At 70.0% G+C, this 26422-nt stretch carries 29 protein-coding genes; 14 read left to right on the forward strand and 15 right to left on the reverse strand.

The genetic code is table 11. From position 1 onward, the window contains the following. Nucleotides 1–56 precede the first annotated feature (56 nt). Together WC555_RS07825 and WC555_RS07830 are read right to left on the reverse strand one after the other, a co-directional pair. On the reverse strand, nucleotides 57–1340 hold the full coding sequence (locus tag WC555_RS07825; protein ID WP_373252705.1) for an MFS transporter: 1284 nt from the start codon (nucleotides 1338–1340) through the stop codon (nucleotides 57–59). Then, nucleotides 1337–1822: a cupin domain-containing protein gene (locus WC555_RS07830; RefSeq protein WP_373252706.1), complete on the reverse strand. Its 486-nt coding sequence runs from the start codon at nucleotides 1820–1822 to the stop codon at nucleotides 1337–1339. Before WC555_RS07830 ends, WC555_RS07825 begins: the two co-directional genes overlap by 4 nt. A 48-nt stretch (nucleotides 1823–1870) precedes the next feature. On the opposite strand from WC555_RS07830, the gene dapE reads away from it, so the two are divergent. Continuing rightward, the gene (dapE, locus tag WC555_RS07835; protein WP_373252708.1) at nucleotides 1871–3046 is read left to right on the forward strand and encodes a succinyl-diaminopimelate desuccinylase; all 1176 of its coding nucleotides are present in this window, start codon (nucleotides 1871–1873) and stop codon (nucleotides 3044–3046) included. A 51-nt stretch (nucleotides 3047–3097) separates the two neighbouring features. Further along, nucleotides 3098–4162 (forward strand): helix-turn-helix domain-containing protein, encoded by a 1065-nt coding sequence (locus WC555_RS07840; RefSeq protein ID WP_373252709.1) that lies wholly within the window; start codon nucleotides 3098–3100, stop codon nucleotides 4160–4162. A 4-nt stretch (nucleotides 4163–4166) separates the two neighbouring features. Here WC555_RS07840 and WC555_RS07845 read toward each other — a convergent pair whose 3' ends face one another. Beyond that, entirely contained in the window at nucleotides 4167–5489 is a 1323-nt protein-coding gene (locus WC555_RS07845) for an amidohydrolase (RefSeq protein ID WP_373252711.1), read from the reverse strand. An 83-nt stretch (nucleotides 5490–5572) separates the two neighbouring features. Between WC555_RS07845 and WC555_RS07850 the strand changes: the two genes are divergently transcribed. Genes WC555_RS07850 through WC555_RS07865 form a run of 4 tightly spaced genes read left to right on the forward strand, consistent with a single transcriptional unit; the run spans nucleotide 5573 to nucleotide 8301 of the window. Then, entirely contained in the window at nucleotides 5573–5923 is a 351-nt protein-coding gene (locus tag WC555_RS07850) for a hypothetical protein (RefSeq protein WP_373252713.1), read from the forward strand. Nucleotides 5924–5954: 31 nt separating this feature from the next. Then, on the forward strand, nucleotides 5955–7256 hold the full coding sequence (locus WC555_RS07855) for an MFS transporter (RefSeq protein WP_373252714.1): 1302 nt from the start codon (nucleotides 5955–5957) through the stop codon (nucleotides 7254–7256). A 43-nt stretch (nucleotides 7257–7299) separates the two neighbouring features. Then, nucleotides 7300–7734, forward strand: a complete 435-nt coding sequence (locus WC555_RS07860; RefSeq protein WP_373252716.1) for an SRPBCC family protein — start codon at nucleotides 7300–7302, stop codon at nucleotides 7732–7734. Nucleotides 7735–7794: 60 nt separating this feature from the next. Then, on the forward strand, nucleotides 7795–8301 hold the full coding sequence (locus WC555_RS07865) for a hypothetical protein (protein ID WP_373252718.1): 507 nt from the start codon (nucleotides 7795–7797) through the stop codon (nucleotides 8299–8301). 3 nt (nucleotides 8302–8304) lie between these two features. Here the strand turns inward: WC555_RS07865 and WC555_RS07870 are convergent, their stop codons facing one another. From WC555_RS07870 to WC555_RS07895, 6 genes are all read right to left on the reverse strand, one after another. Further along, complete coding sequence (locus tag WC555_RS07870) at nucleotides 8305–8523, reverse strand: hypothetical protein (RefSeq protein WP_373252719.1); 219 nt, start codon at nucleotides 8521–8523, stop codon at nucleotides 8305–8307. A gap of 1 nt (nucleotide 8524) precedes the next feature. After that, nucleotides 8525–10183 carry an MFS transporter gene (locus tag WC555_RS07875; RefSeq protein ID WP_373252721.1) on the reverse strand — a complete coding sequence of 553 codons (1659 nt, stop codon included), beginning with the start codon at nucleotides 10181–10183 and terminating at the stop codon, nucleotides 8525–8527. Between the two features lie 185 nt (nucleotides 10184–10368). Beyond that, nucleotides 10369–10506 carry an entericidin EcnA/B family protein gene (locus WC555_RS07880; protein ID WP_373252723.1) on the reverse strand — a complete coding sequence of 46 codons (138 nt, stop codon included), beginning with the start codon at nucleotides 10504–10506 and terminating at the stop codon, nucleotides 10369–10371. A gap of 58 nt (nucleotides 10507–10564) precedes the next feature. Further along, complete coding sequence (locus tag WC555_RS07885) at nucleotides 10565–12298, reverse strand: sensor histidine kinase (protein WP_373252725.1); 1734 nt, start codon at nucleotides 12296–12298, stop codon at nucleotides 10565–10567. A gap of 37 nt (nucleotides 12299–12335) precedes the next feature. After that, nucleotides 12336–12947: a sigma-70 family RNA polymerase sigma factor gene (locus WC555_RS07890; RefSeq protein ID WP_373252727.1), complete on the reverse strand. Its 612-nt coding sequence runs from the start codon at nucleotides 12945–12947 to the stop codon at nucleotides 12336–12338. After that, nucleotides 12944–13144, reverse strand: a complete 201-nt coding sequence (locus tag WC555_RS07895) for a NepR family anti-sigma factor (protein WP_373252753.1) — start codon at nucleotides 13142–13144, stop codon at nucleotides 12944–12946. The genes WC555_RS07890 and WC555_RS07895 overlap by 4 nt, the downstream gene beginning before the upstream one ends. 195 nt (nucleotides 13145–13339) lie before the next feature. On the opposite strand from WC555_RS07895, the gene WC555_RS07900 reads away from it, so the two are divergent. Continuing rightward, complete coding sequence (locus WC555_RS07900) at nucleotides 13340–14137, forward strand: response regulator (RefSeq protein ID WP_373252729.1); 798 nt, start codon at nucleotides 13340–13342, stop codon at nucleotides 14135–14137. A gap of 66 nt (nucleotides 14138–14203) precedes the next feature. On the opposite strand, the gene WC555_RS07905 is transcribed toward WC555_RS07900, so the two are convergent. Further along, nucleotides 14204–14566, reverse strand: coding sequence for a hypothetical protein (locus WC555_RS07905; RefSeq protein ID WP_373252731.1), 363 nt, complete (start codon nucleotides 14564–14566; stop codon nucleotides 14204–14206). A gap of 319 nt (nucleotides 14567–14885) precedes the next feature. Here WC555_RS07905 and WC555_RS07910 point away from each other — a divergent pair, with 319 nt between their 5' ends. Further along, complete coding sequence (locus WC555_RS07910) at nucleotides 14886–15908, forward strand: NADP-dependent oxidoreductase (protein WP_373252733.1); 1023 nt, start codon at nucleotides 14886–14888, stop codon at nucleotides 15906–15908. A gap of 13 nt (nucleotides 15909–15921) precedes the next feature. Next, nucleotides 15922–16329, forward strand: coding sequence for an acyl dehydratase (locus WC555_RS07915; protein ID WP_373252734.1), 408 nt, complete (start codon nucleotides 15922–15924; stop codon nucleotides 16327–16329). 84 nt (nucleotides 16330–16413) lie between these two features. Here the strand turns inward: WC555_RS07915 and WC555_RS07920 are convergent, their stop codons facing one another. Continuing rightward, nucleotides 16414–17205 carry a SapC family protein gene (locus tag WC555_RS07920; RefSeq protein WP_373252736.1) on the reverse strand — a complete coding sequence of 264 codons (792 nt, stop codon included), beginning with the start codon at nucleotides 17203–17205 and terminating at the stop codon, nucleotides 16414–16416. A gap of 103 nt (nucleotides 17206–17308) precedes the next feature. Next, nucleotides 17309–19339: a TonB-dependent receptor gene (locus tag WC555_RS07925; RefSeq protein ID WP_373252738.1), complete on the reverse strand. Its 2031-nt coding sequence runs from the start codon at nucleotides 19337–19339 to the stop codon at nucleotides 17309–17311. A 105-nt stretch (nucleotides 19340–19444) separates the two neighbouring features. On the opposite strand from WC555_RS07925, the gene WC555_RS07930 reads away from it, so the two are divergent. The 5 genes from WC555_RS07930 (at nucleotide 19445) to WC555_RS07950 (ending at nucleotide 23893) form a co-directional block, all read left to right on the forward strand. Next, nucleotides 19445–19927, forward strand: a complete 483-nt coding sequence (locus tag WC555_RS07930) for a Fur family transcriptional regulator (RefSeq protein WP_373252740.1) — start codon at nucleotides 19445–19447, stop codon at nucleotides 19925–19927. Between the two features lie 53 nt (nucleotides 19928–19980). Further along, nucleotides 19981–20871, forward strand: a complete 891-nt coding sequence (locus WC555_RS07935) for an alpha/beta hydrolase (protein WP_373252742.1) — start codon at nucleotides 19981–19983, stop codon at nucleotides 20869–20871. Between the two features lie 76 nt (nucleotides 20872–20947). Further along, the gene (locus tag WC555_RS07940; RefSeq protein WP_373252743.1) at nucleotides 20948–22450 is read left to right on the forward strand and encodes a CoA-acylating methylmalonate-semialdehyde dehydrogenase; all 1503 of its coding nucleotides are present in this window, start codon (nucleotides 20948–20950) and stop codon (nucleotides 22448–22450) included. Nucleotides 22451–22465: 15 nt separating this feature from the next. Then, entirely contained in the window at nucleotides 22466–22927 is a 462-nt protein-coding gene (locus WC555_RS07945; protein ID WP_373252745.1) for an N-acetyltransferase family protein, read from the forward strand. 87 nt (nucleotides 22928–23014) lie between these two features. Continuing rightward, complete coding sequence (locus WC555_RS07950; protein ID WP_373252746.1) at nucleotides 23015–23893, forward strand: hypothetical protein; 879 nt, start codon at nucleotides 23015–23017, stop codon at nucleotides 23891–23893. 65 nt (nucleotides 23894–23958) lie between these two features. On the opposite strand, the gene WC555_RS07955 is transcribed toward WC555_RS07950, so the two are convergent. The 3 genes from WC555_RS07955 to WC555_RS07965 all read right to left on the reverse strand — a co-directional run. Next, nucleotides 23959–25122, reverse strand: coding sequence for an aminotransferase class V-fold PLP-dependent enzyme (locus WC555_RS07955; protein ID WP_373252747.1), 1164 nt, complete (start codon nucleotides 25120–25122; stop codon nucleotides 23959–23961). Nucleotides 25123–25160: 38 nt separating this feature from the next. Continuing rightward, the gene (locus WC555_RS07960; RefSeq protein ID WP_373252748.1) at nucleotides 25161–26006 is read right to left on the reverse strand and encodes a class I SAM-dependent methyltransferase; all 846 of its coding nucleotides are present in this window, start codon (nucleotides 26004–26006) and stop codon (nucleotides 25161–25163) included. A 40-nt stretch (nucleotides 26007–26046) separates the two neighbouring features. After that, a partial coding sequence (locus WC555_RS07965) for an SEC-C metal-binding domain-containing protein (protein ID WP_373252749.1) occupies nucleotides 26047–26422 on the reverse strand: 376 nt, incomplete at its 5' end.

Consider the following 26422-nt stretch of genomic DNA (forward strand, 5'->3'; position numbering starts at 1 on the left):
TAGGGACGTGCGGTTCGTCTCCCCCAAGACCTGGGACCCAAGACCCAAGACCTGTCCTAGTCCAGCCGATCCGCCTTCCTGAGATCCGGGAACAGCTTCGCCCAGACGCCGGTCGCCGTCAGGGCGCCGACGCCGCCGAACACCGCCGCGCCGATGGGGCCGAGGAAGCGGACGGCGACGCCGGAATAGGCCTCGCCCAGCTCGTTCGAGGCGCCGATGAACAGCATGGAGACCGAGCTGACGCGGCCGCGCATATGGTCGGGCGTGGACAGCTGGATCAGGGTCTGGCGGATGTTGACGCTGATCATGTCGGCGGCCCCGCCGAGAAACAGCACGGCGCCGGACAGCCAGACGCTGGTCGAAAGACCGAAGGTCAGGGTGCAGACGCCGAACACCGCCACCGAGGCGAACATCCACCGGCCGGCGTGCTTCACGATCGGGAAGCGGCTGAGGTAGAGGGCCACCAGCAGCGCCCCGGCGCCGAAGGAGGCGCGCAGCAGGCCGAAGCCCTCGGGGCCGACATGCAGGATGTCGCGGGCGAAGATGGGCGTCAGCAGGGCGACGCCGGCCAGCAGGACCACGATCAGGTCCAGCGAAATGGCGCCGAGCACGATCTTCGTATTCCAGACATAGGCCAGACCTTCCCTGACCTGTTCCACCACCGGGATCCGCGTCGGCGACGGGGCCGGCTTGCCGCTGGTGCGGATCAGCAGCAGGCTGCCGACGCCCACCGCGAACATGGCCAGGGCCGAGGCGTAGGCGAGGGGCACGGACAGGCCGACGATCAGTCCGCCGAGGGCCGGGCCGGCGATGGCGCCGGTCTGGAAGGCGATGGACTGGGCGGCGATGGCCGGCGGCAGGGCGCGGCGTCCGACCACCATGGGCAGGAAGGCCTGGCTGGCCGGGGCGAGGAAGGCCCGCGCCGCCCCGAAGACGGCGGCCACGGCCAGCAGGCCCCACAACGGCGGGTTTCCGTGCAGCGCCATGAGCAGGAAGCCGACGGCGCAGCCCGCCTCGACGAGGACCGAAAGGGTGACGGTGTTCTTGCGGTCGCGGCGGTCGGCCAGGGCCCCGGCGGGCAGGGTCAGGGCCAGCAGGGGCAGGAACTGGCACAGGCCGACGAGGCCGAGATACAGGCTGGCCTCGGCGATCGGATGGTCGCGGCGGGCGATCTCATAGACCTGCCACAGCAGGGCCGAGGACTGGATCTGGATGCCCAGCACGGCCGCCACCCGACCGACCCAAAGCAGGCGGAAGTCGCGGATGGCCCAGGGACTGGCGGGCCCCTCGGGCGGCGGGGGCGGCTGGACCGGCCCGGTCGTCTCGATGGTGTCCGTCACGTGCGCCGGTCGACTTTCGGATACGGGGTCCCGTCGCGGTGGAAATAGCCGCCGCCCCGAAAGACCATGTCGATATCGGGATAGTCGCCCGCGTCGCCGTCGGGCGTGCGGGTCCCGACCTCGAGCAGGACGGCTTCGGCGTCGGACCGGTTCTCGATCTTGTGGCCGTTGGCGACGCCCGCCTTCCAGCCCGCGCAGTCGCCGGCGCGCAGCACCGTTTCGCCCCCCGCCTCGCCTGGCATGCCCTCGACCAGGACCACCTCGCCCGAGACGATCCAGACGAACTCGTCCTCGCCCTCATGCCAGTGCCTCTGGCTCGACCAGGCCCCGGCCGGCAGGCGCAGCAGATTGACGCCGAACTGGTCCAGCCCGACCGCGTCGCCCAGCCGCCAGCGGCGGCGCGGCTTGCACGGGCCGGCGAATTCCTCGGGGTAGCCCGTGCCATGCCCGACGGGGGCGCTGTCGATGTCGATCTTCGGCATGGGGAGAAGCCTTCTCGCGGTCGTCCGAACCCCGTAAAGCATAGCCTTATGAGCGTCGCATCAACTCCCGTTATCGATCCTGTCGCCCTGACCCGCGACCTGATCCGCAGGCCCTCCGTCACCCCCGCCGACGCGGGGGCGATGGATGTGCTGGAGCGCGTCCTGACCAGCCTCGGATTTCACTGCCGCCGGATGAAGTTCGAGAACATCGAAAATCTGTACGCGCGGCGCGGGACGGCCGGCCCCAACCTCTGCTTCGCGGGGCACACCGACGTGGTGCCGACCGGTTCGACCGAGGCCTGGTCGTCCGGCCCCTTCGAGGCCGAGGTGAAGGACGGCGTCCTCTACGGCCGCGGCGCGGTCGACATGAAGGGCGGCATCGCGGCCTGGGTCGCGGCGGTTTCGCAGGTGCTGGCCGATTACCATAAGGATGGGGGCGAGATTCCCGGCAGCCTGTCCTTCCTGATCACCGGCGACGAGGAAGGCCCCGCCCTGCACGGCACCAGACGCGTGGTCGAAACCCTCATGGCCGAGGGCGAGGTCATCGACGCCTGCGTCGTCGGCGAACCGTCGTCACAGCACGCCCTGGGCGACATGATCAAGATCGGGCGGCGCGGCTCGCTGAACAGCTGGATCACCGTCCACGGCAAACAGGGCCACGTCGCCTATCCCGACCGCGCGGCCAATCCGGCGCCGGTGATGGCGCGGCTGCTGGCCCGGCTGGCCGACCACCGGCTGGACGACGGCTATCAGGGGTTCCAGCCGTCGAACCTCGAGATCACCACCATCGACATCGGCAATCCGGCGACCAACGTCATTCCGGCCGAGGCGAAGGCGCGGCTGAACATCCGCTTCAATCCTCGCCACACCGGCGACGACCTGATCGCCTGGCTGAACGCCATGGCCGGCGAGGCCCAGGCGGCGTCCGGCCTGCGGGTCGAGCTGGAGCACCTGTGCTCGGGCGACGCCTTCCTGACCGAGCCGGGCCCCTTCATCGAGGGGGTGCGGGACGCGGTCGAGGCCGCGACCGGACGGCGGCCCGAGGCCTCGACCACCGGCGGCACCTCCGACGCCCGCTTCATCCGCGCCATGTGTCCGGTGCTGGAGCTGGGTCTGGTCGGCCAGACCATGCACCAGATCGACGAACGCGCGCCCGTAGCCGAGATCGAGGCCCTGGCCGAGGTCTATCGCCGCGTGATCGCGACGTTTTTCCAGCGGGCCTGAAGGTGAGGCCGTGGATGGCGTCTGATCGCGGCTCATGACACCCTGCGTCGCGTGAAAGTCAGCGTACCCCCCAAGGATCGGCCGCCCAGCGTATCGTGGGCCGTCTCGTCAGAGCATCAGCCGGATGCCTTTGAAATCTATCGCGACACCTTCACGGAGCTGGGCGAGGTGCGCGACGTGGCCGGGAACGGCCGCACGGGCTTCAGCAGCCGGACGCAGGCGCATCTGTTCGGCCCGTCCATTATCGCCCGCGCCCACTCATCGACCCAGACCCTGGCGCGCGAGGCGCAGCACATCCGGCGCTCGGGCATCGACCACATCAGCGTGATCGTGAACATGATCGACACCGTCGGCGACTGCGACGGTCAGACCATACGGGCCGAGGCGGGCTCGGTGCAGTTCCGGGACCTGTCGCGCCCCTCCGTGGCCTCGATGCCCGCCATCGACATGGTCACGCTCATGGTCCCCCGGACGATCGTGCCCGGCTGGTTGCTGTCCCGCGGCCTTCACGGCCTGGTGCTGCCCGGCTCGTCGGCGGGCGGGCGGCTGGTGGCCTCGCACCTGTTGACCTTGTCGGACGTCGCCGGCGAACTCAGCGAGGCGGAAGGCGCGGCCGGCATCGAGGCCGCCTTCGTCATCGCCGAGCGCTTTCTGGGGCATCAGCGCTCCGTCACCCCGGGGCACGCCGACGCCATCCATCGCACGATCCGCGAGCGGGCCATGGCCCTGCTGGACTCGCAACCGGCGAATGCCCGGTGGAGCGCCGCGACCGTGGCCGTCGCCATCGGCGTGTCGCGCACCAGCCTGTACCGGGCCTTCGAGAGTACGGGCGGGGTCCGGACCTATGTCCTGCGCCGGCGTCTGGCGCGCGCCTACGCTTCGCTGCGCGGACGCCGCGGCCTCTCGCCCTCCGTCGAACGGATCGGGCAGCAGAACGGTTTTCCCGACCGCCGGACCTTCGTTCAGGCCTTCCGCAGCCAGTTCGGCCTGTCGCCCGACGATGTCGCTCCATCCGATGCGCGGCGGGACGTCACGGAGACCGGACAGGCGGCGCCGACGGCCCGGGCCATGCATGATGTCCTCGCCGACTGGATCCGCACCGGCGAAGCGGCCTGAGACGTCAGGGGGCAGGCCGTTCCAGGAACCGCAGCGCGCTGAGCACATGGGTCTTCACGCCCAGCGGCAGGATCGATTCATTGACGTCGAACCCTGGCGAATGGTTCGGCGGCGAGGTCGCGGGATCGACCCCGTCCTTCGATCCGCCGAGGTGATAGAAGACGCCCGGCACCACCTGGGACAGATAGCTGAAGTCCTCGGCCACCGTCGTAGGCGGGCTGGCGGCGTTGACGTTTCCCGCGCCCGCCGCCTCGGTCAGGACCGGGGCCAGCCAGGCTGACAGTTCCTCGTTGTTGTAGACCAGGGCCGCGTTCTGACGGACCGAGAACTCGGCCGTGGCGCCGAAGGTCTCGGCGACATTGTCGATGGCCACGCCGGCCCGCCGCACCAGATCGTCGCGCTGGGCGATGTCGAAGGTGCGCAATGTGCCCGACAGCTTCGCCTCGTCCGGGATGATGTTGTAGCGGACGCCCGCGTCCACCGTGGCGATGGTGAAGACCGTCGGCGTCGTCGTCGGGTCGATGGTGCGGGCCGTCAGGGTGTTGATGGTCTGGATGATCTGGGCCGAGACGGCGATGACGTCGACGCCCTTCCACGGCCAGGCGCCATGGGTCTGGCGGCCGTGCAGGACGATGTCGATCCGGTCAGAGGCGGCCATGAAGCCCTGCGGCCGGTAGAAGACCGTGCCCGGCCGGCCCGGCACGATGTGCAGGCCGAAGATGGCGTCGGGGCGGGGATTCTCCAGCGCCCCCTCGTCGATCATCAGGGCGGCGCCGCCCTTGGGCTCGCCCGGAGGCGCCCCCTCCTCGGCCGGCTGGAAGATGAAGACGACCGTGCCGGCGAAGTCGGCCTTCATCCCGGCCAGAACCTCGGCCGCGCCCATCAGCATGGCGATATGGGCGTCGTGGCCGCAGGCGTGGGCCACGGAGACGGTCTCGCCCATATAGGTCCCGGTCGCGGTCGAGGCGAAGGCCAGGCCCGTCGCCTCCCGCACCGGCAGGGCGTCCATGTCGCTGCGCAGGGCCACGGTCCGGCCCGGCCGGCCGCCGCGCAGCACGCCGACGACGCCGGTCTTGCCCACGCCGGTGCGGACCTCCATCCCCAGGCCGCGCAGATGGTCCGCGACCAAGGCGGCGGTGCGGGTCTCGGCGAAGCCCAGTTCGGGGTTGGCGTGGATGTCGCGCCGCCAGGCTGTGACCCGGGGCGTTTCCGCCGCCACCGCCGCCTCGACCCGTTCCAGTGGGACGGGCGCGGTCTGGGCGAACGCCGCTCCGGCGGACAGGACCAGCGTCAGGCTGGAGGCGGCGAGCAGGCGGCGAATGGTCATGGGCGTCCCCGATGGCGTCAGGCCGCAACCTGCGCAAAGCAACCGCCCTTGCGCAAGGGCGCGCGGCGGGCGATCTCGTCTGCATGGCCATCAAGACCGCAAAGACCCAGTGGCGCGACATGGTGCTGGTCTGCCGCAAATGCTCGAGGAAGCTGGACGGCAAGGGCTTCGGTCCCGACGGCGACAGGACGCTGAAAAAGGCGCTGCGCAAATATCTGAAGGCGGGAAAGGGCAGGAAGGCCGAGCTGGTGGTCAAGGAGACCAACTGTTTCGACATCTGTCCAAAGAACGCGGTCATCGCCGTCAATGCGGCCAATCCCAAGGCCCTGCTGATCGTGCCGGCCGGCGCCGACCTGTTCGAGGTCAAGGCCCGGCTGGGTCTGGACGACGACCGCCGGCTGAAAGCCAGCTTCAAGGTCGTCGGCGAAGGGTGACCGCGTGGGCGGGGGCGTCTAGGCTGATCCCGTGAACCTCCGCTCGCCCGCCTTCGTCATCCTGTTCTCCGTCAGCCTGATCGCGGCGGCGGGCAATATGGCGCTGCAGTCGGTGCTGCCCGCGATCGGGCGCGAGTTCCGCCTGTCCGACACCCTGGTGGCCGGCGCCTTCGCCATCTCGGCCCTGATGTGGACCATCGCCTCGCCGTTCTGGGCGCGGCTGTCGGACACCGTGGGGCGCAAGCGGGTCATACTGATCGGCCTGTCCGGCTTCGTCGTCTCCATGAGCGGCTTCGGTCTGGCCGCGACCTCGGGTCTGGAGCAGTGGCTCGGCGCGGGCCTGGCCTTCGCCCTGATGGCGGTGGCGCGCTCGGTCTATGGCGTGTTCGGCTCGGCCGCGCCCATCGCCTCCCAGGCCTATGTCGCCGACCGGACCTCGCCGGAACAGCGCACCCAGGCCATGTCGCTGCTGGCCTCGGCCCAGGGGCTGGGCACGGTGATCGGGCCGGCGCTGGCGCCGTTCTTCGTCCTGCCGCTGATCGGGCTGGCGGGGCCGATGTACGCCTTCGCCCTGTTCGGCGCGGTCGTCCTGGTCATCGTCTGGCGCAAGCTGCCCAGCGGCGAGGTGGTGCGCACGCCCTCGTCCAGCGGCCATCGCGGCGAGACCGGCAAGGGACTGTGGAAGGACCCGCGGGTGCGGGACTATCTGCTGTACGGCCTGCTGGTCACCGGGGCCCAGGCGGTCAACATCTCGGTTCTGGGCTTCCATATCATCGACGAACTGGGCGCGACCGGAATCGCCGCCCGCGACGCCCAGCCCTTCATCGGCATCGCCATGCTGGCCGGGGCGGCGGCGACCCTGATGGTGCAGTGGGGGCTGATCCCCCTGCTGAAGCTGCAGCCGCGCGACCTGATGCGCTGGGGCGCGGGGCTGGCGCTGGTCGGCAATCTGATGAGCATCGCCTCGCCCGGCTATTACGGCGTGGTGGTCGGCTATGCGGTGGTGTCGATGGGCGTCGGCTTCGCACGGCCCGGCTTCACCGCCGGCTCGTCCCTGTCGGTGGGGCGGCATGAGCAGGGGGCGGTGGCGGGGCTGATGATGTCGCTGGCCGGTCTCAGCTTCCTCGGCCCGCCGGTGATCGGGGTGGCCCTGTACGAACTGGCCGAGCCGGGCCCCTTCATCGCCAACGCCGTCCTGCTGGCCGCCGCCACGGCCCTGTGCTTCGTCAGCGCGCGGCTGCGGACGGGACCGGCCGACCTGCCGGACCGCGACGAGACGCCCTCGCCCGACACCCCGCCCGCCTCCCAGCCCGGTCCCGAGGGCAACCGCTGAAGACGGCCTTTTCTCCGTCCGAAAGCCGTGTCAGATCGGGGCCATGGAAACCGCCCGTATCGAACGCCGCATCGGCGTGCGCGCCACGCCCGAACAGCTCTGGGCCCTGATCGCCGACCTGCCCGGCTGGGACCGCTGGAACCCGGTCGAGCGGGCGGTCGAGGGGACCATCGCCTTCGGCGGCGGCATCGCCCTGACCGAGGGGATCGAGGGCCTGCCCGAGCGCCGCGCCGCCGTTCGCGTCGGCGACTGGCAGCCCGAGGCCCAGCTGGTCTGGACCGAGAACCGGGGCCTGTGGTCGCGCTCGGTGCGCTATTTCGAGATTACGCCGCTGGAAGATCCAGGCGCCTGCATCGCCGCCAACGGCTTCATCTTCTCGGGCCTGCGCGGCGAGATGTTCTTCGACAAGCATCGCGCCCGCCTGCGCCACGCCGTCGACGCCGTCGCCGAGGGCTGGAAGGCCGTCGCCGAGGCCTGACCCCTTGCGCTGTCCGGGCTCGCCGCCATTTGCGAAACGACGACGACGTTCGGGGGACCCATGGATAGCTGGAAGACGACGGGCCTGTGGCTCCTGGCGGCGGCGGGACTGGCCCTGATGACCCTGTCCGGTCTGGCGGCGCACGGCCTGCCCTTCATTCCGGCCCTGCTCTGCGTCATCGCCGTGGCCAGCGCCCTCCATGCGCCGACGCGCGGCCGGGTCATGGATAAGTTGGTATGGACCTTCTCCGGCCCGGCCGTGCGGTCCGTCCTGATCATCGGCGGCGCGCTGATGCTGATCCAGTTGGCGCCGCTGGAAATGGCCCTGCTGCTGGCCGGGGACGTGCTGGTCTATCTGGAAGCCGTCATGGCGATCAGCCTGCTGGCGGCGGGAACGCGGCTTCGCCCGCTGCGGACGGTCGTTGTTGCGCGGGCGCGAGCGGTCGTGACGCGACTGACGGAGCGACGGCGCGGCGCGGTGCGGGCGATCCGGACCGTGCGGCCCGGCGGTCGCGGACAACCTCCCTCCGATGAGGCCGACGGGACCGCGGGTTGGGTCTTCGCCTGAGGTTCAGTCCGACCGGGTCGACCGGCCGGAAGCCAGCCGGATCAGGGTGACGACCAGCCACAGGCCGCCGATGACCAGCAGCAGGTCAGCGACCGGTCGCGCCAAACCATAGACACTATAGGCCTGAAACCGACCGACGGCCGTCTCCGCCGCCCAGCTCGCCAGGGCCCCGACGGCGAGCACCGTCAGCGGCCAGACCAGCGATTTCAGGCGCCGGTTCATGTCAGGTCTTGATGGCGTCCAGGTCGCGACCCTTCGTTTCCGGCAGCCACAGCAGGCTGACGATCACCGCCACGACGGTGAAGCCGACCGAGTACCAGAGGCCGAAATAGATGTTCCCCGACCAGGCCACGAGGGCGAAGCTGGCGGCGGGCAACAGTCCGCCCACCCAGCCGGTGCCGATGTTGTAGGGCAGGCTCATCGCCGTATAGCGCACCCGCGTCGGGAACAGCTCGACCAGGGCCGCCGCCTGGGGGCCGTACAGGGCCGTCGCCGCGACCATGAAGATCATCAGTATGCCGAACACCAGCGGCATGTTGATCCGCGCCGGATCGGCCTTCGCCGGATAGCCGGCCTCGGCGAGGGCCGCCTTGACGCGCGTTTCGACCCCGGCGCGGGCCGCCTTCAGCGCGGCGGAGCTCATGCCGGCCCCCTCGACCGAAGCAACCTCCGCGCCGCCGATCCGGACCGCGGCGACCGAGCCCGGGATGGCCTCGGCGTTGCCGTAGGAGACGCCGGCGTTCGACAGCACGCTCTTGGCGATGTCGCAGGAACTGGCGAAGGCCGCCTTGCCGATCGGGTCGAACTGCAGGGCGCAGGTGGCGGGATCGGCGATCACCGTCACCGGCGACGAGGCCTGGGCCTCCGCCAGGGCCGGATTGGCCGCCTTCGTCAGGGCCTGGAAGCCGGGGAAGAAGGCGACCAGCGCCAGGACCATGCCGAACAGCATCACCGGCTTGCGCCCCAGCCGGTCCGACAGCCAGCCGAAGAAGACGTACAGCCCCGCCGAGGCCACGGTCACCGCCAGCACCAGCTGATCGACGGTGTTGGTGTCGATCTTGAGCACCCGCTCCATGAAGAACCGCGTGTAGAAATAGCCGCAGTACCAGACCGCCCCCTGGGCGATCATGATGCCGAACAGGGCGATCAGCACGAAGCGACCGTTGCCCCACCGGAAGAAGGCCTCCTTGTAGGGCGCGCGCCGCTCGCCGCCCTCGGCCTCCATGCGCTGATAGGCCGGGCTCTCGTTCAGCTTCAGCCGGATCCACAGCGACACCGCCAGCAGCAGGGCCGAGAGCAGGAACGGGATGCGCCAGCCCCATTCGTCAAAGGCCTCGACCCCGACGATCCGGCGCGTGATCAGGATGACCGCCAGCGCCCCGATCAGGCCGAAGGCGGCCGTGGTCTGGATCCAGCCGGTCAGCAGGCCGCGCCTCTTCGGCGGCGAATGCTCGGCGACATAGATGGCCGCGCCGCCGTATTCCCCGCCCAGGGCGAAGCCCTGCAGCACCCGCATGACCAGCAGCAGGATGGGCGCCGCCAGGCCGATCTGGCCATAGTCGGGCAGCAGGCCGATGGCCACGGTGGCCAGGCCCATCAGGGTGATGGTGACCAGGAAGGTGGTCTTGCGCCCCGTGCGGTCGCCGAACCAGCCGAACACCAGCGCGCCCAGGGGTCGCACCACGAAGCCGAGGCCGAAGGTCAGCAGGGCGAGGATGTAGGCGACCGTCTCGCCGGCGTCGGCGAAATAGTGGCGGGCGATCACCGTGGCCAGCGAGCCGAAGACGAAGAAATCATACCATTCGAACGCGGTCCCCGCGGCCGAGGCCACCACCACCGTCCTGAGACCCGGCTCCGCCCTCGCGTCCATCGCTTCCGTCATCGTTCACCCCCGCTTTGGTCCGGCGCCTCTGCGGACGCCTGTGCGGGGATGCTAGCCGTCCGGGGCGGACACGCAAGGCTCCAGCAGGGCCCGGACAAGCGAAAGCCCGCCAGCGGGGGGATGCTGGCGGGCCTCCTTCAACCGATCCGCGCGTCGGGGGGGAAACGCGGTCGGGAACCTTGTAACTAGTTCTTGGCGTCTTCCGCGGCGGTGGTCACGGCGTCGCCGGCGGCCGAGGCGTCACGGCCGACGCCGGACACGGTGTTGCAGGCGGCGGTGGTCAGGGCGGCGGCGGCGGCGAACAGAACGAAAATCTTGCGCATGGGGATCACTCCAGAAACCGGGGAGGCGGTGTCTGCCATAACAACGTCCCCGCCCGGCTCAGGTTCCCAGGTCGGCGGGATCCGTCGGAACCACCGCTTCCGGGGTGGCGAACACCAGCCGGGCGATGGTCCCGCCGCCCTCGGCCGGAACCATCTCGACCTCGCCCCGCAGCTGTTTGGCGAAGGCGCCCATCAGGGTCCGCCCGACGCCGGCGCGGAAGGTCTCGCTGACCCCCGGCCCGTCGTCCTGGACCTCCAGCACGCTCTTGTCGCCGCGCACATGGAAGCGGACCTGGAGGGCGCCGCCCCGACCCGCGAAGGCGTGTTTCTGGGCGTTGGTGACGGCCTCGACCAGCCACAGGGCCAGGGGCGCCAGCTTGTCGGGGTCGACGACCAGGGAGTCCGCCTCGACCGAGGAGGTGACGACGATGCCCCGCCCGGCCTCGCTGGCCACCAGCTGGCCGACCAGTTCGGTCAGGAAGATGCGGGCGTCGGCGTAGCGCAGGTCGTCGCTCTGGTAGAGGGTGCGATAGATCAGGGCGAGGGCCGAGATGCGCTGGCGCGTGTCGCCCACCGCCGCCTTCGACGCCGGGTCCGTCAGGGCCCGCTGCTGCATCGACAGCAGCGACGAGATGATCTGCAGATTGTTCTTCACCCGATGGTGGATCTCGCGCATCAGCGCGTCCTTCTCGGCCAGCGAGGCGGTCAGGGCGGCGTCGCGGGTGACGATCGACTCCGCCAGCTCGTCCAGGGTCCGGGCCAGGGCGCGAATTTCGGCCGGGGCGTTCATGGCCTGCAGCGGACGCACATTGAACCGCCCGCGCGCGTAGATGGCGGCGATCCGCTCCAGATAGTTCAGCCAGCGGATGACGATCCGCTCGCTGACCAGCATCACCGCCCCGAAGGCGATGAACCAGGCCAGCAGCGGCACCAACAGGGCCCCGACCGGGTTCAGCCGGGCCCAGGACAACAGGCCGGGCGCGGGCGCGGACAGCAGGGCGTAGACGTCGCGGCCGGCGAGGGCCGCGCCGGCGTAGACGCGGTGACGGCCCAGGGCGTCATCGGCCTCGAAGATCGCCGAGGCCCCCGACCGCGCCCGACCGACCCAGCCGGTCAGGCTCTGGCCGCCGGACAGGACGAAGGCGTCCGCCTCGGTGGCCGTGAGCAGACGTCCGTCGCCGTCGGTCAGGGCCGCCTGCGACCCTTCCGGCAGGGCGGGGTCGTCGACGTCGGGCTGCAGGCTGGCCAGGGGCAGCAGCGCCACCATGGCGCCGTCGAAGGCGCCCAGCGGCCGCTCCAGCCGGATCGCGACGATCAGACCGGGAGACCGCCCGGCGGCGGCCGGCGCGCGCGCCAGCACCATCCCCTCCCCGCCCTTGAGCCGGAGGAACCACGGGCTGTCCGGAGCCTGCACCAGCCAGGGGGGCGACGCCTGACGGAGCCCCCGGGAGGCGCAGGTGGTGACGCCGGTCGCCGTGAGCCGCGCCAGCCCGTCGAGATCCTCGAGCCGCTCGACCAGATCGGTCAGGCGGGGTTCGCAGAACACCTCCAGGGCCTCCGGGCGCAGGGCCTGAAGCAGCACCCCGGTGCTGTCGAGATGGGATTTGGCGTTGGCCGCAGTCCGCTCGGCGGCCAGTTGCAGGTCCGAGCGCCGCTCGACATCCTGGGCGCTGAAGGCGGACTGGGCCTGAAAGGCGCCCAGCACCAGGATGGGCAGCAGGGCGATCGCCATCGCCGAGCCCAGCCGGAAGCGGATGCCGACGAACCGCGACGGGCGCCGGGGGCGGCCCATCCTTCCGGCCAGAATCCGTCCCAACCGGACCATCCGGTCAGCCTTGCCGGACGCTGCTCAGGCGATCGGCGGCGGCCAGGATGGAGCGCATGGCGTCGCCCGCCGCGCGGCCGTCACGGGCGTAGCCGCCCTTTTCAAGTGTGGCCTGCAGGGCCTTGCGGGCGCGGGAGACGCGGCTTTTCACCGTCCCCACCGCGCACTGGCAGATCTCGGCGGCCTCTTCATAGGCGAAGCCGCCGGCGCCGACCAGGATCAGCGCCTCGCGCTGCTCTTCCGGCAGGGTGGCCAGGGCGAGGCGGAGCTCATCCAGGGCCACCGGGGATTCGGGGTCGTCGACCGCGACCAGGGTCCGTTCCGCGGCCTCCTGATCCAGTTGCGACTGGCGCCACGAGCGGCGCTTCTCGGAATAGAACTGGTTGCGCAGGATCATGAAGGTCCAGGCCTTCATATTGGTGCCCATCTGATAGCTGGCCCGGGCGTCCCAGGCCTTCATCATGGCGTCCTGCGCGAGGTCGTCCGCGGCGGTCGGATCGCCGGTCAGCGTGCGGGCGAAGGCGCGCAGATGCGGGATCAGCGCGACCAGCTCCCGTTTGAAAGCTTCATCGTCGGCTGAGGGAGGCTTGGGCGGCGGGTTGGTCGCACCGCTCATGCGCCGTCTCCGCCCGACGAACGCTCGTCGGCGCGGCGCAGGATATCCAGGAACTCGTCCGGCACCTGCTCATTGACGATCTCGTCGAACATATGGCGCAGCTTCACGCCAATGGCCTGCTGACGAAGCCGCGCTTCCTCCAGGCTCGCGCCGCCCTTGGGCGGGCTCTTGCCCGGCGGATTGGAATTCTCTGTCATCGATATAACGGCCGCCACCCTGACAAAATGCTTGTTGCGACTGGCCAAACGCCACTCGGCAGGGCCGGTTCCTAGGTGACGGACGATTAATGCTCAAGCTTGCTGGTCAAGTCGGGAACCGTGGCCCATTTGATACGTTGACCGAAACTGCCGAGGTTCAAATCGTTGGACCTCATCTGTCGGGGATTTTGCTAAATGAGTCTGCTGGCCCGTCTTGCGCCGCATCTGCCGTATGTTCGCCGTTACGCCCGGGCGTTGACCGGCGATCAGACCACCGGGGACAACTATGTCCGCGTCGCTCTCGAGGCCCTCGCCGCCGGCGAGCGGCAGCTGCCCGCCGACATGACGCCGCGGGTCGCCCTGTATCATGTCTTCCACGCCATCTGGACCACCACCGGCGCCCAGCTGGAAGACAAGAGCGGCCTGGACGCCCGGACCGACGACGCCTCGCGCCGCCTGATGCGGATCGCCCCGCGCTCGCGCCAGGCCTTCCTGCTGACCGCGCTGGAGGGCTTCACCCCGTCCGAAGCCGCCCAGATCCTGGACGCCGACGCCTTCGACGTGGAGCGGCTGATCGGCGAGGCCCAGTCCGACATCGACGCGGAACTGGCCACCGATGTGCTGATCATCGAGGACGAGGCCATCATCTCGGCCGACATCGAAAGCCTGGTGAAGGAGCTGGGCCATCGCGTCACCGGCACCGCCACCACCCATGACGAGGCTGTCGACGCCGTCGCCCGCCATCGTCCTGGCCTCGTGCTGGCCGACATCCAGCTGGCCGACGGCTCGTCGGGCATCGATGCGGTCAAGGACATCCTCAAGCGGATCGACGTGCCGGTGATCTTCATCACCGCCTTCCCCGAGCGGCTGCTGACCGGCGAGCGGCCCGAGCCGACCTTCCTGATCACCAAGCCCTTCCAGCCGGAAACGGTGAAGGCGGCGATCAGCCAGGCGCTGTTCTTCCACCCGTCGCGCCAGAAGGCGGCGGCGTAAGCCTTCTTCCCCGGACAAGGAAAAGCCCCGGTCGCAGGACCGGGGCTTTTTTGTTGTCCGCGAGGCCTAGTCGGTCGTGGTCGAGGGGACCGTCGGCGCATTGACGTTGGGCGCTTCGCCGGTCGCCGGACGGGTCGGCTGGCCGCCCCGGGCCGTCGGGGCGTCGGCGGAGGGGATGTCGGAGCCCCCCTCGCCCTGGAAGGCCTGGGCGTCGACCGCCTGCTCGCCATTGTTGGCGTTGGTGTCGGCGAAGCCGCCCTGGCTGACGAACCACATGCCCAGCAGCAGTATGGCCACAGCGGCGAGCGAGATCACCAGCAGGGTCAGGATGCGCTTGCCGCCGCGCCCGCCGCGGACGTACTGGGCCTCGACCGGACGGCCCTCGTGTACCGCGTCGGCGGCCTTGTCGTGGGGGGATTCATGGGTCATGGCTCGGCTCCGTCGATGCATTGGGTCAGCCGGATGAACGCGCGGTCCAGCGTAGCCGTTCCGGGCTCGCCGTCCGCGCGAAAAATTCGTTCGGCGCGCTGGAACCCGGCGGCGAAACCCCCGTTATCGAAATGCGGAGGCGGCGACGCCCCCCCGACTTGAGACTGACGAAAGTCAGTCTGTCGCCTCCGCGCCTCATTCTCGATGACGCGACTTTCAGGCGGACCGGAAACGGTCCGCCTTTTTCTTTGCCCCGGCTGGACAGCCGGGCCCGCTTGCTGACTATGCGCGAGTTCAGAAAGAAAACCCGGAGATCGCCATGGCTCGCGTCAATCGTCAGTGGGTGCTGCGTCAGCGGCCCAGGGGTCTGATCAAGGCCGGCGATCTGGAGCTGGTCGAGGCGCCGGTGCCCGCGCTGAAGGAATCGCAGGTGCTGGTCCGCACCGTCTATCTGTCGCTGGACCCCACCAACCGCACCTGGATGAACGACGCCGAGGGCTATCTGCCGCCGGTGCCGATCGGCGGGGTGATGCGGGGCCTGACCCTGGGCGTGGTCGAGGAAAGCCGCTCCAGCCGCTTCCGGGCCGGCGACATCGTCACCCCCCTGTCGGGCGGCTGGTCCGACTACGCCGTCGTCAACGAGATGGAGCTTCGCCCGGTGCACCGCGCCCCCGGCATGCCCCTGACCGCCAACCTCAGCGTCCTGGGCATGACCGGAATGACCGCCTATTTCGGCGTCACCGACGTGCTCAAGGCCAAGGCCGGCGAGACCCTCGTCATCTCCGCCGCCGCCGGGGCCGTGGGCTCGATCGCGGGCCAGGTGGCCAGGGCCCGCGGCTGCCGCGTCATCGGCATCGCCGGCGGCCCCGACAAATGCCGCTGGCTGACCGAAGAACTCGGCTTCGACGCGGCCATCGACTACAAGAATGAGGACGTGGGAGAGGCGCTGGACCGCCTGGCCCCCGACGGCGTCGACCTGAATTTCGAGAACGTGGGCGGCGACATCATGATCGCCGTCTTCAACCGGCTGAAGACCCACGGCCGCATGGCCGTCTGCGGCCTGATCTCGGCCTACAACGCGACCAAGGCGCCGCCTTCGCCGAACTTCTCGCGCATCATCACCCACCGGCTGAACATCCAGGGCTTCCTGGTCCTCGACTACGCCCACCGCGGCCGCGAGATGGTCGCCGAAATGGGTCCGTGGCTGGCGGACGGCACGGTGAAGTGGAAGGTCCACGTCGACGACGGACTGGAAGGCGCCGTGGGTTCGCTGAACCGCTTGTTCACGGGCGACCATGACGGCAAGCTGCTGGTCCGCGTATCCGAAGAACCCGCGGGCTGACCGGGACCTCGACATGACTGAACCCCTGCACGTCCATTTCGAAGACATGGGCGTCGGCGAAGTCATTTCCCTGGGCGCCTGCATGGTCGACCCGGCGGCGCTGGACGTGTTCGTCGAGCGCTTCTCGCCGGGCTGGGACGTCTCGTACGGCGCGCCCGACGCCATGGTCTACGCCCTGTGGAGCCGCATCTTCGCCGACAAGGCCGCCGGCTGGGCACAGTCCAAGGTGCTGGCCGTCGACGGCCTGCGCTTCATGCGCAATCCCCCGGCCGGCGAGCTGATGCGCGGCCGCATGACGGTGATGGGCAAGGACCCGGTCGGCGATGAAAAGGGCATCGTCATCGCCCAGCACGACCTGCTCGACGAGGCGGGGCGGCTGGTGTTCTCGTGCCTGACGCGGGCTCTGCTGGCGCGAAGGTAGGGGTTAGGTCGTAGGCAGTAGGCGGTAGCAGTGAAGGTGGCGGACCGCCCTACTGCCTGAGACCTACTGCCTGCTGCCCGTTTCTCAGGCGTTTCCGGCGACCGGCTGCGAAGCGGCGGCCTTCTGGAAGGCCATGGCGATCAGGCGATCCCAGCCCAGCAGCGACACCAGATGGGCGTAGATCTGGCCCAGGGCGCCGTTGTCGCGCAGTTCGGCCAGTTTCTTGGCCGGCAGGGCCTTCAGCTTGTCTTCCGAGACCGCATAATATTCGGCGATCTTCTGCGGCTCTGCGGCCGTGCCGTCCGGGTTGCGCGGCGTGAAGACGGCCTCGCGCGTGTCCAGCAGGTCCAGGTCCTTCAGCAGGGTCAGGAAGGCCTCGGTGCGCAGGCGTTCCTGCTCGAAATTGTTGCAGAACTCCATCGCCTGCTGGGTGTAGGGCGAGGGCTGGCCGTCGACGAACAGGGGCGTGGCGCCGCCTTCCTTGATGAAGGGCGCGGCGCGGTCGACGCACAGGATCATGCGGTTCTGGGCGTCGTCATTGGCGAAGACGAACGGATAGCGGCGGACATAGGCCGGGATGTAGGCCTCGGCCCGGAACTCGCCGTCGTCGCTGACGAACAGGTTCTCGCCGGCGCGCAGGGCCATGACGGCCACCGGCTGCTTGTTCTCGCCGACGAAAATCACCGGATAGGACAGGGCCGCCGGCGCGAATTCGGTCACCATCACCGGCACCAGATTGGTCTGGGCGACGAAGGCGTAGGGCTTCTCGACCGGATCGACGCCGAGTTTCGCGTGCGCGTCCAGGGACAGCGGCTCGGGCTGGGCGTAGAACAGGACATTGCCGGACAGGGGCGAGGCGGCGGTGGTGTCGGTCATGAACGCGATCAGGCTCTGAAATGAGGGAAGCGCGCTTCTAGCCTAGTCGCCCGGGCGCCGCAAACCGGCTCGCGCCCCGGGCGTCCGATGCGGTTAACGGACCTCAGAACCGGTAGGCGACGCCGACCCTGAGGTTCCGGCCCGGCAGGGGCGCGACATCCTTCAGGAAGCTGACGTGTTCGCGGGCTTCCTCGTCGGTCAGGTTGTGGCCCTCGGCGAAGAGGGTCACGCCCTTGTCGGCGAAGGGCCGCCAGACGCCCGACAGATTGACCATGGTGTAGCCGTCGGTGCCCAGCTCATAGGCCGCCAGCTCGTCCTGTTCGCCGACGCGCCGAACCTCCAGCGCGGCGTCGAACGGGGTCGAGCTCCAGGCCAGACGCGCCGTCGCGCTCCAGGGCGGAATACGCGCCGCCGGCCCCTGGTCGGTCTGCGCATCCACGAAGTCGACGGCCCCTTCGAGGCTCAGCGACCGGTCGCCGCGGGTCCACAGCGCATACTCGCCCTCGGCCTCGAAGCCGCGGAATTCGGCCCCGGTCTGGACGAACTGGAAGATCGGGAAGCTCTCGCCGCCGTCCACGAACACCGCCCCCGTGTCGCGCTCGTCGATGAAGCCGTCGTATTTCGAGGCGTAGACGTGCAGGTCGCCCTGGAAGCGGCCGGCCGAGTAATGGACCGTGCCCTCCAGCGTCGTGACCGTCTCATTGTCCAGAGTCGGGTCGCCGGTTTCATAGACGCCGGTGGCGATGTGCAGGCCGTCGGCGAACAGTTCGACTTCCGAGGGCGCCCGTTCGTTGTGGGCCAGACTCAGGCCCAGGAACAGGGTCGTCGTGGGCTTGATGAAGGCCGCGACCGAGCCCGACCAGTTGCCGAAGTCGCGCTCGATCTCCGATCCGCCCGACAGCGGCGTCGCCGTCACCGTCCGCCGGTCGTAGCGCAGGCCGCCCTCCAGTCCCCAGCCGGCCCGGTCCAGCCGCTGGACGGTGTAGACGCCCGCCTCCTCGATATCGCTGGCGGGCAGGAAGGCTTCGGCGCCGATGGCCTCGAAGGTGCGCGACAGGGCCTGCACCCCGACGGCGCCGTTCCAGCCGTTGCGCGTCCGCTGCACCAGATCGGCCCGCGCCTCCTGGCCGTCCGACTGGAAGATGGTGCCGGGATTGCCCGGCCCCTCGAATTCGGTGTGGGTGTAGTCGGCGTGTCCGTAGGACCCGGTCAGCTTCTGGAACGGCCCGCCGTCGAACCGCAACTCGCCGCGCGCGTCCTCGCGGGTCTGCTCCAGCTGGATGAAGACGTCCGGCTCGGCCACGGTGCCATAGGTGCTGGACAGGTCCTTGTACGCGGCGCCGATGAAGCCGCGCGCGCCGATCCACGAGGCGCCCACGCCCCAGCTCTCCAGTTCCGAGAAGCTGTTGGGCTGGGTCCCGCCCGGCCCACGCGCGATTCCCTCGGCATCGGCCAGGCGCTGCGAGATGGCGGGCGAGGGAATGTCATAGTCGTCCGCCTCCTTCTTCACCCCGTCGATGCTGATGGCGATCGGGCCGAGGCCGAAGGTCGCGCGGGCGGAGGTCGACCAGCCCTGGTCGACGGTGGAGGTCTGGGCCGACACCAGCCCGTCGACGCCGTCGGGCATTTCCGTCGGGATGCGGTTGTCCAGCACATTGACCACGCCGCCGATGGCCGTGCCGCCGTAGGCCAGGGTGGCGGGCCCGCGCACGATCTCGATGCGGTTGGCCTCGGCCGGGTCGGTGGCCACCTGGTGGTCGGGCGACACCGAACTGGCGTCGATCAGGCCGATGCCGTTGGTCAGCACCTGGACGCGCGGGCCCGACAGGCCGCGGATCACCGGGCGGCTGGCCCCGGGGGCGAAGTCGGTCGAGCGCATGCCCGGCAGGCCGGCGACCAGATCGCCCAGCGAGGCGGCGGGGGCGGTGGCCAGGGCCTCCTCGTCGATCACCGTGGTGGCGATGGTCGTGGCCCGCGCGCTGATGCCGTAGGGTGCGCCGGTGACGATGACGTCGTCCAGGGCCGTCGCCGGCTCCTGCGGCCCGGCGACGGACTGGGCGGCGGCGGCGCCGGACATGACGCCCCAGCCCAGGGCGGCGGTCAGGGCGGTGCGGGACACGAGGGACAGCGACATGGAGAGATCCGGTACAGAGACGATGACTCGGTGTTACGAGATAACATCACAACGCGTCAAGCCGCCCTGTTGCGGGGGCGCCGCCGAGAGCCTAGCTCTTGGCGCATGAGCGAGCCCTGCCAGCACCATCACGATGACGGCCCGCCGGCCGCCGCCGAGGTCGCCCGCGCCATGGGCGAGGCCGACCGCCGCCTGACCGCCGAGGGCGAGCGGATGACGCCGGCCCGCCTGCGGGTGCTGGAACTGCTGCTGGCCGCCGGCGAACCTGTGAAGGCCTATGACCTGATCGCCCGCTTCGGCGGGGACGGCCAGCCGGCCAAGCCGCCGACCGTCTACCGCGCGCTGGAGTTCCTCGAGCGCAAGGGCCTGGCCCACCGCATCGCCTCGATCAGCGCCTATGTGGCCTGCACATCGGGCGGCATCGATCATGCCGCCGCCTTCCTGATCTGCGACTGCTGCGGCGCGACGCAGGAGGTGTCCGCCCCGGTCGCCAATGATCTGGGCAAGGCCGCCGAGGCCGCCGGCTACGCCATCGTCCGCACCACGATCGAGGCCCACGGCCGCTGCCCGGCCTGCGTCAACGGCTGAACCTGACGCCGGGTGAACTGGCGCGGCGGCCGGCGATCGCCTATCTGCCCTGCATGGACGCGATCCGGCTCTCCCCGCCCCGTCGCCTGAGCCTGCCGGTCTCCAACCGGTGGGGCGAGGGACGCATGAGCGTGCTGGATTTCGGCGACGCGACGCGTCCCGTCGATCTGGTCTTCGTCCACGCCAACGGCTTCAACGCCATGACCTACCGCACCCTGCTGGCGCCGCTGTCCGGCAGCCTGAGGATCTGGGCCCCCGACCTGCGCGGACACGGCGGAACCCGCCTGCCCACCGACCTCGCCGGGCGGCGTCACTGGCACGACCACCGCGACGACCTGATCGCCGTGCTGGACGCCCTCGACGGACCGCCCGTGATCCTCGCCGGCCATTCGATGGGCGGGACCTCCGCGCTTCTGGCCGCGGCGGAGCGGCCCGGGCGGGTCGCCGGCCTGGTCCTGTTCGATCCGGTGATCTGGAGCCGGCTGACGGTCGCCGCCTTCCAGCTGCCGATCTTCGACCGGCTGGCCTCGCGCATTCCCATGGTCCGCAACGCCCTGCGCCGCCGCGCCGTGTTCGAGAGCCGGGAACAGGCCCTGGCCGCCTACGCCGGGCGCGGCGCCTTCAAGGGCTGGCCCGAAATGGTGCTGGCCGACTATCTGGCCGACGGCCTGACGGAGACGGCCGACGGCCTCGTCCTGGCCTGCGACCCGGCGTGGGAAGCCTCCAACTATGCGGCCCAGAGCCACAATCCGTGGCGCGCCCTCAGGCGGCTGGACCGGCCCGTCCGCATTCTGAAGGCCGAAGCCGGCTCGACCTGCCGCCTCGGCGGGACCCCGCGCGGCCTGCCCCATGTCACCGTCGAGACCGTTCCGGGCGGGACCCACTTCTTCCCCATGCTCAAGGCCGACGTCGCGCGCGACGCCCTGTTCGACGCGGCGGTCTGACACTGGCGCGCGCGGACCCGTCGGGCTAAACCGCGCGCCAACCAGAACAAGCCTCCATCCAGGAAACGCTCCGATCATGCGCGACATCCACCACTTCATCGACGGCGCCTCCTTCACCGGCGCCTCGGGCCGCTTCTCCGACGTGTTCGATCCCAACACCGGCGAGATCCAGGCGCGGGTGCAGCTGGCTTCGGTCGCCGAGATGGACCGCGCCGTCCAGGCCGCCCGGCACGCCTTCGACGGCTGGTCCTCGACCAATCCCCAGCGCCGCGCGCGGGTGATGTTCGAGTTCAAACGCCTCGTCGAGGCCAATATGACCGAACTGGCCGAACTGCTGTCGTCTGAACACGGCAAGGTCGTCGCCGACTCGAAGGGCGACATCCAGCGCGGTCTGGAAGTGATCGAGTTCGCCTGCGGCATCCCCCACGCCCTGAAGGGCGAATACACCTGGGGCGCCGGCCCCGGGATCGACGTCTATTCGATGCGCCAGCCGCTGGGCGTGGTGTCCGGCATCACCCCGTTCAACTTCCCGGCCATGATCCCGATGTGGATGTTCGGCGTCGCCATCGCCGTCGGCAACACCTTCATCCTCAAGCCCTCGGAGCGCGATCCGTCCGTGCCGGTGCGACTGGCCGAGCTGATGATGGAAGCCGGCGCGCCCGCGGGCGTGCTGAACGTCGTGCACGGCGACAAGGTGGCGGTCGACGCCATCCTGACCCATCCGCTGGTCCACGCCGTCAGCTTCGTCGGCTCGTCCGACATCGCCCACTATGTCTACCAGACCGGCGCGGCCAACCATAAGCGGGTCCAGGCCATGGGCGGGGCCAAGAACCACGGCATCGTCCTGCCCGACGCCGACATGGACCAGGTCATCAAGGACCTGTCGGGCGCCGCCTACGGCTCGGCCGGCGAACGCTGCATGGCCCTGCCGGTCGTGGTGCCGGTCGGCAAGAAAACCGCCGACGAACTCCGTGAACGGATGATCGCCGAGATCCCGACCATGCGGGTCGGCGTCTCGACCGACGCCGGCGCCCACTACGGCCCCGTCGTCACGGCCCAGCACAAGGCCCGCGTCGAGGGCTGGATCGAGCAGGGCGTGAAGGACGGCGCCGAACTGGTCGTCGACGGCCGCGGCTTCTCGCTGCAGGGCCACGAGCGCGGCTATTTCATCGGCCCGTCGCTGTTCGACCACGTCACGCCCGAGATGGAATCCTACAAGGAGGAGATCTTCGGTCCCGTGCTGCAGATCGTCCGCGCCGCCAGCTTCGAGGAAGCCCTGTCGCTGCCGTCGAAGCACCAGTACGGCAACGGCGTCGCCATCTTCACCCAGAACGGCCGCGCGGCCCGCGACTTCGCCGCCCGCGTCAACGTCGGCATGGTCGGGATCAACGTCCCGATCCCGGTGCCGGTCGCCTATCACACCTTCGGCGGCTGGAAGCGCTCGTCCTTCGGCGACACCAACCAGCACGGCATGGAGGGGGTGAAATTCTGGACCAAGGTCAAGACGGTGACCGCCCGCTGGCCCGACAGCGATCTGGAACACGCGGACTCCAGCTTCGTCATCCCCACGATGGGGTGATGTTCGATGGAGCCCGTGACCCTCAGGGCCGCCGGGCCCGCTGACGCCGCCAGCCTGTATCGCCTCATGTGCGGCCTTGCGGAGAATCAGGGGGAAGAGGCCTGGCTGGCCGCGACCCCTGCCAGTCTGGCTGAAGCGCTCGCTGCGGACCCCCCGGCCTTCGGCTGCCTGCTGGCCGAACGGGACGGGCGGGATGTCGGCTATCTGACCTGGGTTCGCTGCTACGGCATCTGGCGCGGCGCCGACTATCTGAACCTCGATGACCTCTTTGTGGACGAATCCGTGCGGGGTCTGGGAGCCGGCGCTGCCCTGATGCGCCGGTTCGGCCAGTTGGCGACCGAGCAGGGGCTGGCCGCGCGCTGGGAGGTCAAGTCCGACAACCTGGACGCTCGCCGCTTCTATGCCCGCCTCGGCGCCGACCAGGAGGACAAGACTATCGTGCGTTGGTCAGTCGCCGCGATGCGCGCTTTCCCTTGACCGCTCGCCTCACAGGCGTGCGCGACAACCCAATTCGGTGCTAGGCGTTAACCTCTGCGAACCGTGAAGCTGGAGCGCCTCCCCCCAATGCGTCGCTTTTTCATCTGGTCGGCCCTGGCGGCCGTCATCGGCCTGATCCTCGCGGGCGTCGCCTACTGGGCGTACTGGACCTATTATGCGCGGTTCCAGCCGGTGACGGTGACCCGCAACCAGGCCGAAATCCAGCGCCTGCTGGACGAGGCGTCCTGGGTCTCGGCGGGCGGGGGCGGCGAGCCGCTCTACATCATCGGCTATCGCGACTCGGCGGCCATGGCCCGCTACGAGCGCGAGGAGATCCCCAAGCTGCGCGCCGCGGGCGTCGAGGCACGGACCATTCTGTTCGCCCGTCCGGACCGCGAGGGTCTGGCCCAGTCCACCGCCGCCGAGCGCGCCACCATCGCCGAGCTGTGGCTGACCCGCGACTGGACCCTGTACCAGCGCTGGACCGCCACGCCGGTGCGCAACTGGACGGCCGCGGGCATTCCCGCCGCCGACGGCAATCTGGCGCGCGGGGCGGTGGTCGAGGCCGGCCGCAGCTTCGCCGCCGGCCTGGCTGAAAAGCTCAACGAGGAAGGCCTGCAGACCCGCTATCCGCTGATCCTCTGGCGCGACCGCGAAGGCTTCATGAAGGCCTGCGCCTGTTCCGACCCGCGGTCGTGGGCCTTCATCCGCGACGATCTCGACGCACCGGACCGGATCGAAACGCCGGGCGTCGCCCCCGGGGATCCGGCGGCCGTCGCCGCATATCCGGGCGACGGAAGCCCCGAAAGCCTGCCCTACCCGACCCTGCCGACGACTCCGCCGGCCGCCGGCGTGGCGCCGGTCCCGACGTCCGGGACCGCGCCGATCGCGCCCCGCCCCACGACGCCTCCGGCTCCCCGCAAGCCGCCCGAACCGAAGCAGACGGAAGACACGACGTTTTTCTGAGCGACCCGGGCTGAACAGATCCGTGCATCCCGCCTTCGCGGGGATGCACGGATGTTGGCTGCGCTCTACAAAACGCGTTTGCAAGCCGCGATCAGCCGTTCGAGATCATCCGCGTCCTGGTACAGGCCGAAGCCGAAGCGGATGACGTCGTCGCGCACGTCGGTGACGACGTTGGCGTCCAGCAGGCGCTTGCGCCACGTCTGTGCATCCGGGTGACGGAAGGCGAGAAAGCGCGCGCGGCCGGCTTCATTGCCCACCGGGTTCAGCAGTTCCGCCCCCTCGAGCCGTCCGGCCTCGCCGCCGCCGACGGCCGCCTGGAAGCGCTGCATCAGGCCGCGGGCGTGGTCGGCGATCGTCGCCGTCGTCTGCTCCGCCTCATCCAGCATCCGCCGCACGCCGTTGAAGCGGTACAGCGGCGTCGCCTCGAAGGTGGCGCCCCAGAACCGGCCGGCGTCGCCCCGGTACTGCACGCCCTCGGGCGGCCCCATCAGATTGCCGAACTCGGCGAACCAGCCGGTCTCGACCGGACGGGGGCAGAAGCCGTCGGGCGCGTGCAGAATGCCGGCCCCCTCGCCGGACATGGCGTATTTGTAGCCGCCGGTGACGTAGAAGATCCGGTCCGCCACCGCTGACAGGTCGGTCGGGGTGGCCATGAAGCCGTGATAACCGTCGACGATCACCCACGGCCCGGCCGGATCGGCCAGGGCCGCCAGATCGGCGATCCGGCCGAACACCTGGCCCGTCCTGAAGAAGATCTGGCTGATCACGATCAGGTCGAATCCCCCGCTCTGCGCCGCTTCCACGAACCGGTCGTCGAAGGTCTCGAACGGGTGCAGCGGGACGCGCGTCACCACCGCCTCGCCGGCCTCTTCCCAGCGTTCGCCCTGACGGCGGAACGAATGGAACTCGCCGTCGGTTGACAGGATGCGGACCGGCTTCGTCTCGAAGCCGGAGAAGATGCGCAGCAGGAAGTCGTGGGTGTTGGGCGCGAACACCACCGTGTCGGGCGACGGCAGGTTCAGCTCCTTCGCCACATGCGCCTGGGCCTCCGGCACGACCTCGCCGAAGATCAGGTCCCATTTGCGGTCGGCGAATTTGTTCGCCTCGACCCAGGCCCGCACCTGGCCGTCGAAGCTGGCGTCGGGCCACAGGTGATGGCTGTGCGCCGCGAAATGCAGCCGCTCGGGGTCCAGCGACAGGGCGCGGGAGAACAGGGTCTTGCAGGTCATGCGCCGGTTTCGCACGGCTGACCGGACGCCGCCAGTCGTCAGGCGACGGCCGTGACCAGCCAGCAGGCGGCGGTCATCGGGACCATGCCATCCTCGACATGGCCCTCCAGACGGACGGCCACGGCCTCGGCGATCCGTCGCCGCACAGCCTCGTCCTGTCCCGGCAGAATGGTGGAGAGCAGGCCCAGCCGCAGGCTGAGGATCATCAGCTCGTCGAAGGACACCGGCGTGGCGACATCGAGCGGCTCGATCTCCACCCGACGCCAGCCGCTTCGGTCGAGGACGCCCCGGACCCGGTCCGGATCGGCGAAGGCGAACCGGCCCGGACCATCCGCGGGAATCCGGGGCGGTTCCGGCAGGAAGGGCGCGGCCGCCTCCAGCGGGACCAGGGACAGGGGGTTTTCAGCGGCGCCGCGCCAGCAGGCGAAGGTGAGTCCGCCGCCCGGCCGCACGGCCCGGCGCAGATTGGCGAAGGCGGCGTCCGGATCCTCGAAGAACATGACCCCGTATCGGGAGATCGCGGCCTCGAAGGCCGCTTCGCCGAACGCGTGGGTTCCCGCGTCGGCGCGCACGAAGTCGACGTTGGCGACGCCCGCCGCCCGGGCCCTCCGGCGGCCGAGCTCCACCAAGGCCCCGGAAACGTCGACGCCGGTGGAGAGTCCCTCGGGGCCCACGCGTCGCGCCATGTCCAGGGTGGTCGCTCCGGCCCCGCATCCGACATCCAGCACCCGCGCCCCGGGGCCAGGATCGGCGCGTTCGGCGACGATATCGCCGACGGGCTGGTTGATCCGGTCCAGCAAGGCCTGGTGCTCGACCCAGACGTCGCCGCCGGCGTCGTTCCAGTACGACTCGCTGAGGACCCCCGGCGCGGCCTTCGGCGTCATGTCGGTCTCCGTCCGGGTGATGGCCGTCTCGTCCGGCCGTCTAGATCAGGCTGCCGTGGCAGTGTTTGAACTTGCGGCCCGAGCCGCAGGGGCAGTCGGAATTGCGCGGCGTGCGTTCCCAGCCGGCCGGCAGCAGATCGACCGGCAGGCGGGCGCGGTCGTCGCCCGTCAGCTGGCCTTCCGGGTTCTGGGCCAGCGGGTCGGACATCTCGTTCTCGCCGGTGCCGGGGTTCAGGTGGATTTCCTGGAACTCGGGCATCTCCATCGGGGCCGGCTGTTCGAAGCGGAATTCGACCGTCATCAGCCAGCGGGTGACGTTGTGGCGCAGCTCGTACAGCAGCGTCTCGAACAGGTTGAAGGCCTCGGTCTTGTACTCGTTCAGCGGATCGCGCTGGCCATAGCCGCGCAGGCCGATG

Origin of the sequence: Brevundimonas sp., assembly GCF_041648615.1 — a bacterium.
Lineage (GTDB): Bacteria > Pseudomonadota > Alphaproteobacteria > Caulobacterales > Caulobacteraceae > Brevundimonas.

Excerpts from the sequence above, each read along its gene's own strand:
- WC555_RS07830 (WP_373252706.1), bottom strand. The coding sequence starts at position 1,822 with ATGCCGAAGATCGACATCGACAGCGCCCCCGTCGGGCATGGCACGGGC.
- dapE (WP_373252708.1), top strand. The coding sequence starts at position 1,871 with ATGAGCGTCGCATCAACTCCCGTTATCGATCCTGTCGCCCTGACCCGC.
- WC555_RS07845 (WP_373252711.1), bottom strand. The coding sequence starts at position 5,489 with ATGACCATTCGCCGCCTGCTCGCCGCCTCCAGCCTGACGCTGGTCCTG.
- WC555_RS07850 (WP_373252713.1), top strand. The coding sequence starts at position 5,573 with ATGGCCATCAAGACCGCAAAGACCCAGTGGCGCGACATGGTGCTGGTC.
- WC555_RS07860 (WP_373252716.1), top strand. The coding sequence starts at position 7,300 with ATGGAAACCGCCCGTATCGAACGCCGCATCGGCGTGCGCGCCACGCCC.
- WC555_RS07865 (WP_373252718.1), top strand. The coding sequence starts at position 7,795 with ATGGATAGCTGGAAGACGACGGGCCTGTGGCTCCTGGCGGCGGCGGGA.
- WC555_RS07870 (WP_373252719.1), bottom strand. The coding sequence starts at position 8,523 with ATGAACCGGCGCCTGAAATCGCTGGTCTGGCCGCTGACGGTGCTCGCC.
- WC555_RS07875 (WP_373252721.1), bottom strand. The coding sequence starts at position 10,183 with ATGACGGAAGCGATGGACGCGAGGGCGGAGCCGGGTCTCAGGACGGTG.
- WC555_RS07880 (WP_373252723.1), bottom strand. The coding sequence starts at position 10,506 with ATGCGCAAGATTTTCGTTCTGTTCGCCGCCGCCGCCGCCCTGACCACC.
- WC555_RS07885 (WP_373252725.1), bottom strand. The coding sequence starts at position 12,298 with ATGGGCCGCCCCCGGCGCCCGTCGCGGTTCGTCGGCATCCGCTTCCGG.
- WC555_RS07890 (WP_373252727.1), bottom strand. The coding sequence starts at position 12,947 with ATGAGCGGTGCGACCAACCCGCCGCCCAAGCCTCCCTCAGCCGACGAT.
- WC555_RS07895 (WP_373252753.1), bottom strand. The coding sequence starts at position 13,144 with ATGACAGAGAATTCCAATCCGCCGGGCAAGAGCCCGCCCAAGGGCGGC.
- WC555_RS07900 (WP_373252729.1), top strand. The coding sequence starts at position 13,340 with ATGAGTCTGCTGGCCCGTCTTGCGCCGCATCTGCCGTATGTTCGCCGT.
- WC555_RS07905 (WP_373252731.1), bottom strand. The coding sequence starts at position 14,566 with ATGACCCATGAATCCCCCCACGACAAGGCCGCCGACGCGGTACACGAG.
- WC555_RS07910 (WP_373252733.1), top strand. The coding sequence starts at position 14,886 with ATGGCTCGCGTCAATCGTCAGTGGGTGCTGCGTCAGCGGCCCAGGGGT.
- WC555_RS07915 (WP_373252734.1), top strand. The coding sequence starts at position 15,922 with ATGACTGAACCCCTGCACGTCCATTTCGAAGACATGGGCGTCGGCGAA.
- WC555_RS07920 (WP_373252736.1), bottom strand. The coding sequence starts at position 17,205 with ATGACCGACACCACCGCCGCCTCGCCCCTGTCCGGCAATGTCCTGTTC.
- WC555_RS07925 (WP_373252738.1), bottom strand. The coding sequence starts at position 19,339 with ATGTCGCTGTCCCTCGTGTCCCGCACCGCCCTGACCGCCGCCCTGGGC.
- WC555_RS07930 (WP_373252740.1), top strand. The coding sequence starts at position 19,445 with ATGAGCGAGCCCTGCCAGCACCATCACGATGACGGCCCGCCGGCCGCC.
- WC555_RS07935 (WP_373252742.1), top strand. The coding sequence starts at position 19,981 with ATGGACGCGATCCGGCTCTCCCCGCCCCGTCGCCTGAGCCTGCCGGTC.
- WC555_RS07940 (WP_373252743.1), top strand. The coding sequence starts at position 20,948 with ATGCGCGACATCCACCACTTCATCGACGGCGCCTCCTTCACCGGCGCC.
- WC555_RS07950 (WP_373252746.1), top strand. The coding sequence starts at position 23,015 with ATGCGTCGCTTTTTCATCTGGTCGGCCCTGGCGGCCGTCATCGGCCTG.
- WC555_RS07955 (WP_373252747.1), bottom strand. The coding sequence starts at position 25,122 with ATGACCTGCAAGACCCTGTTCTCCCGCGCCCTGTCGCTGGACCCCGAG.
- WC555_RS07960 (WP_373252748.1), bottom strand. The coding sequence starts at position 26,006 with ATGACGCCGAAGGCCGCGCCGGGGGTCCTCAGCGAGTCGTACTGGAAC.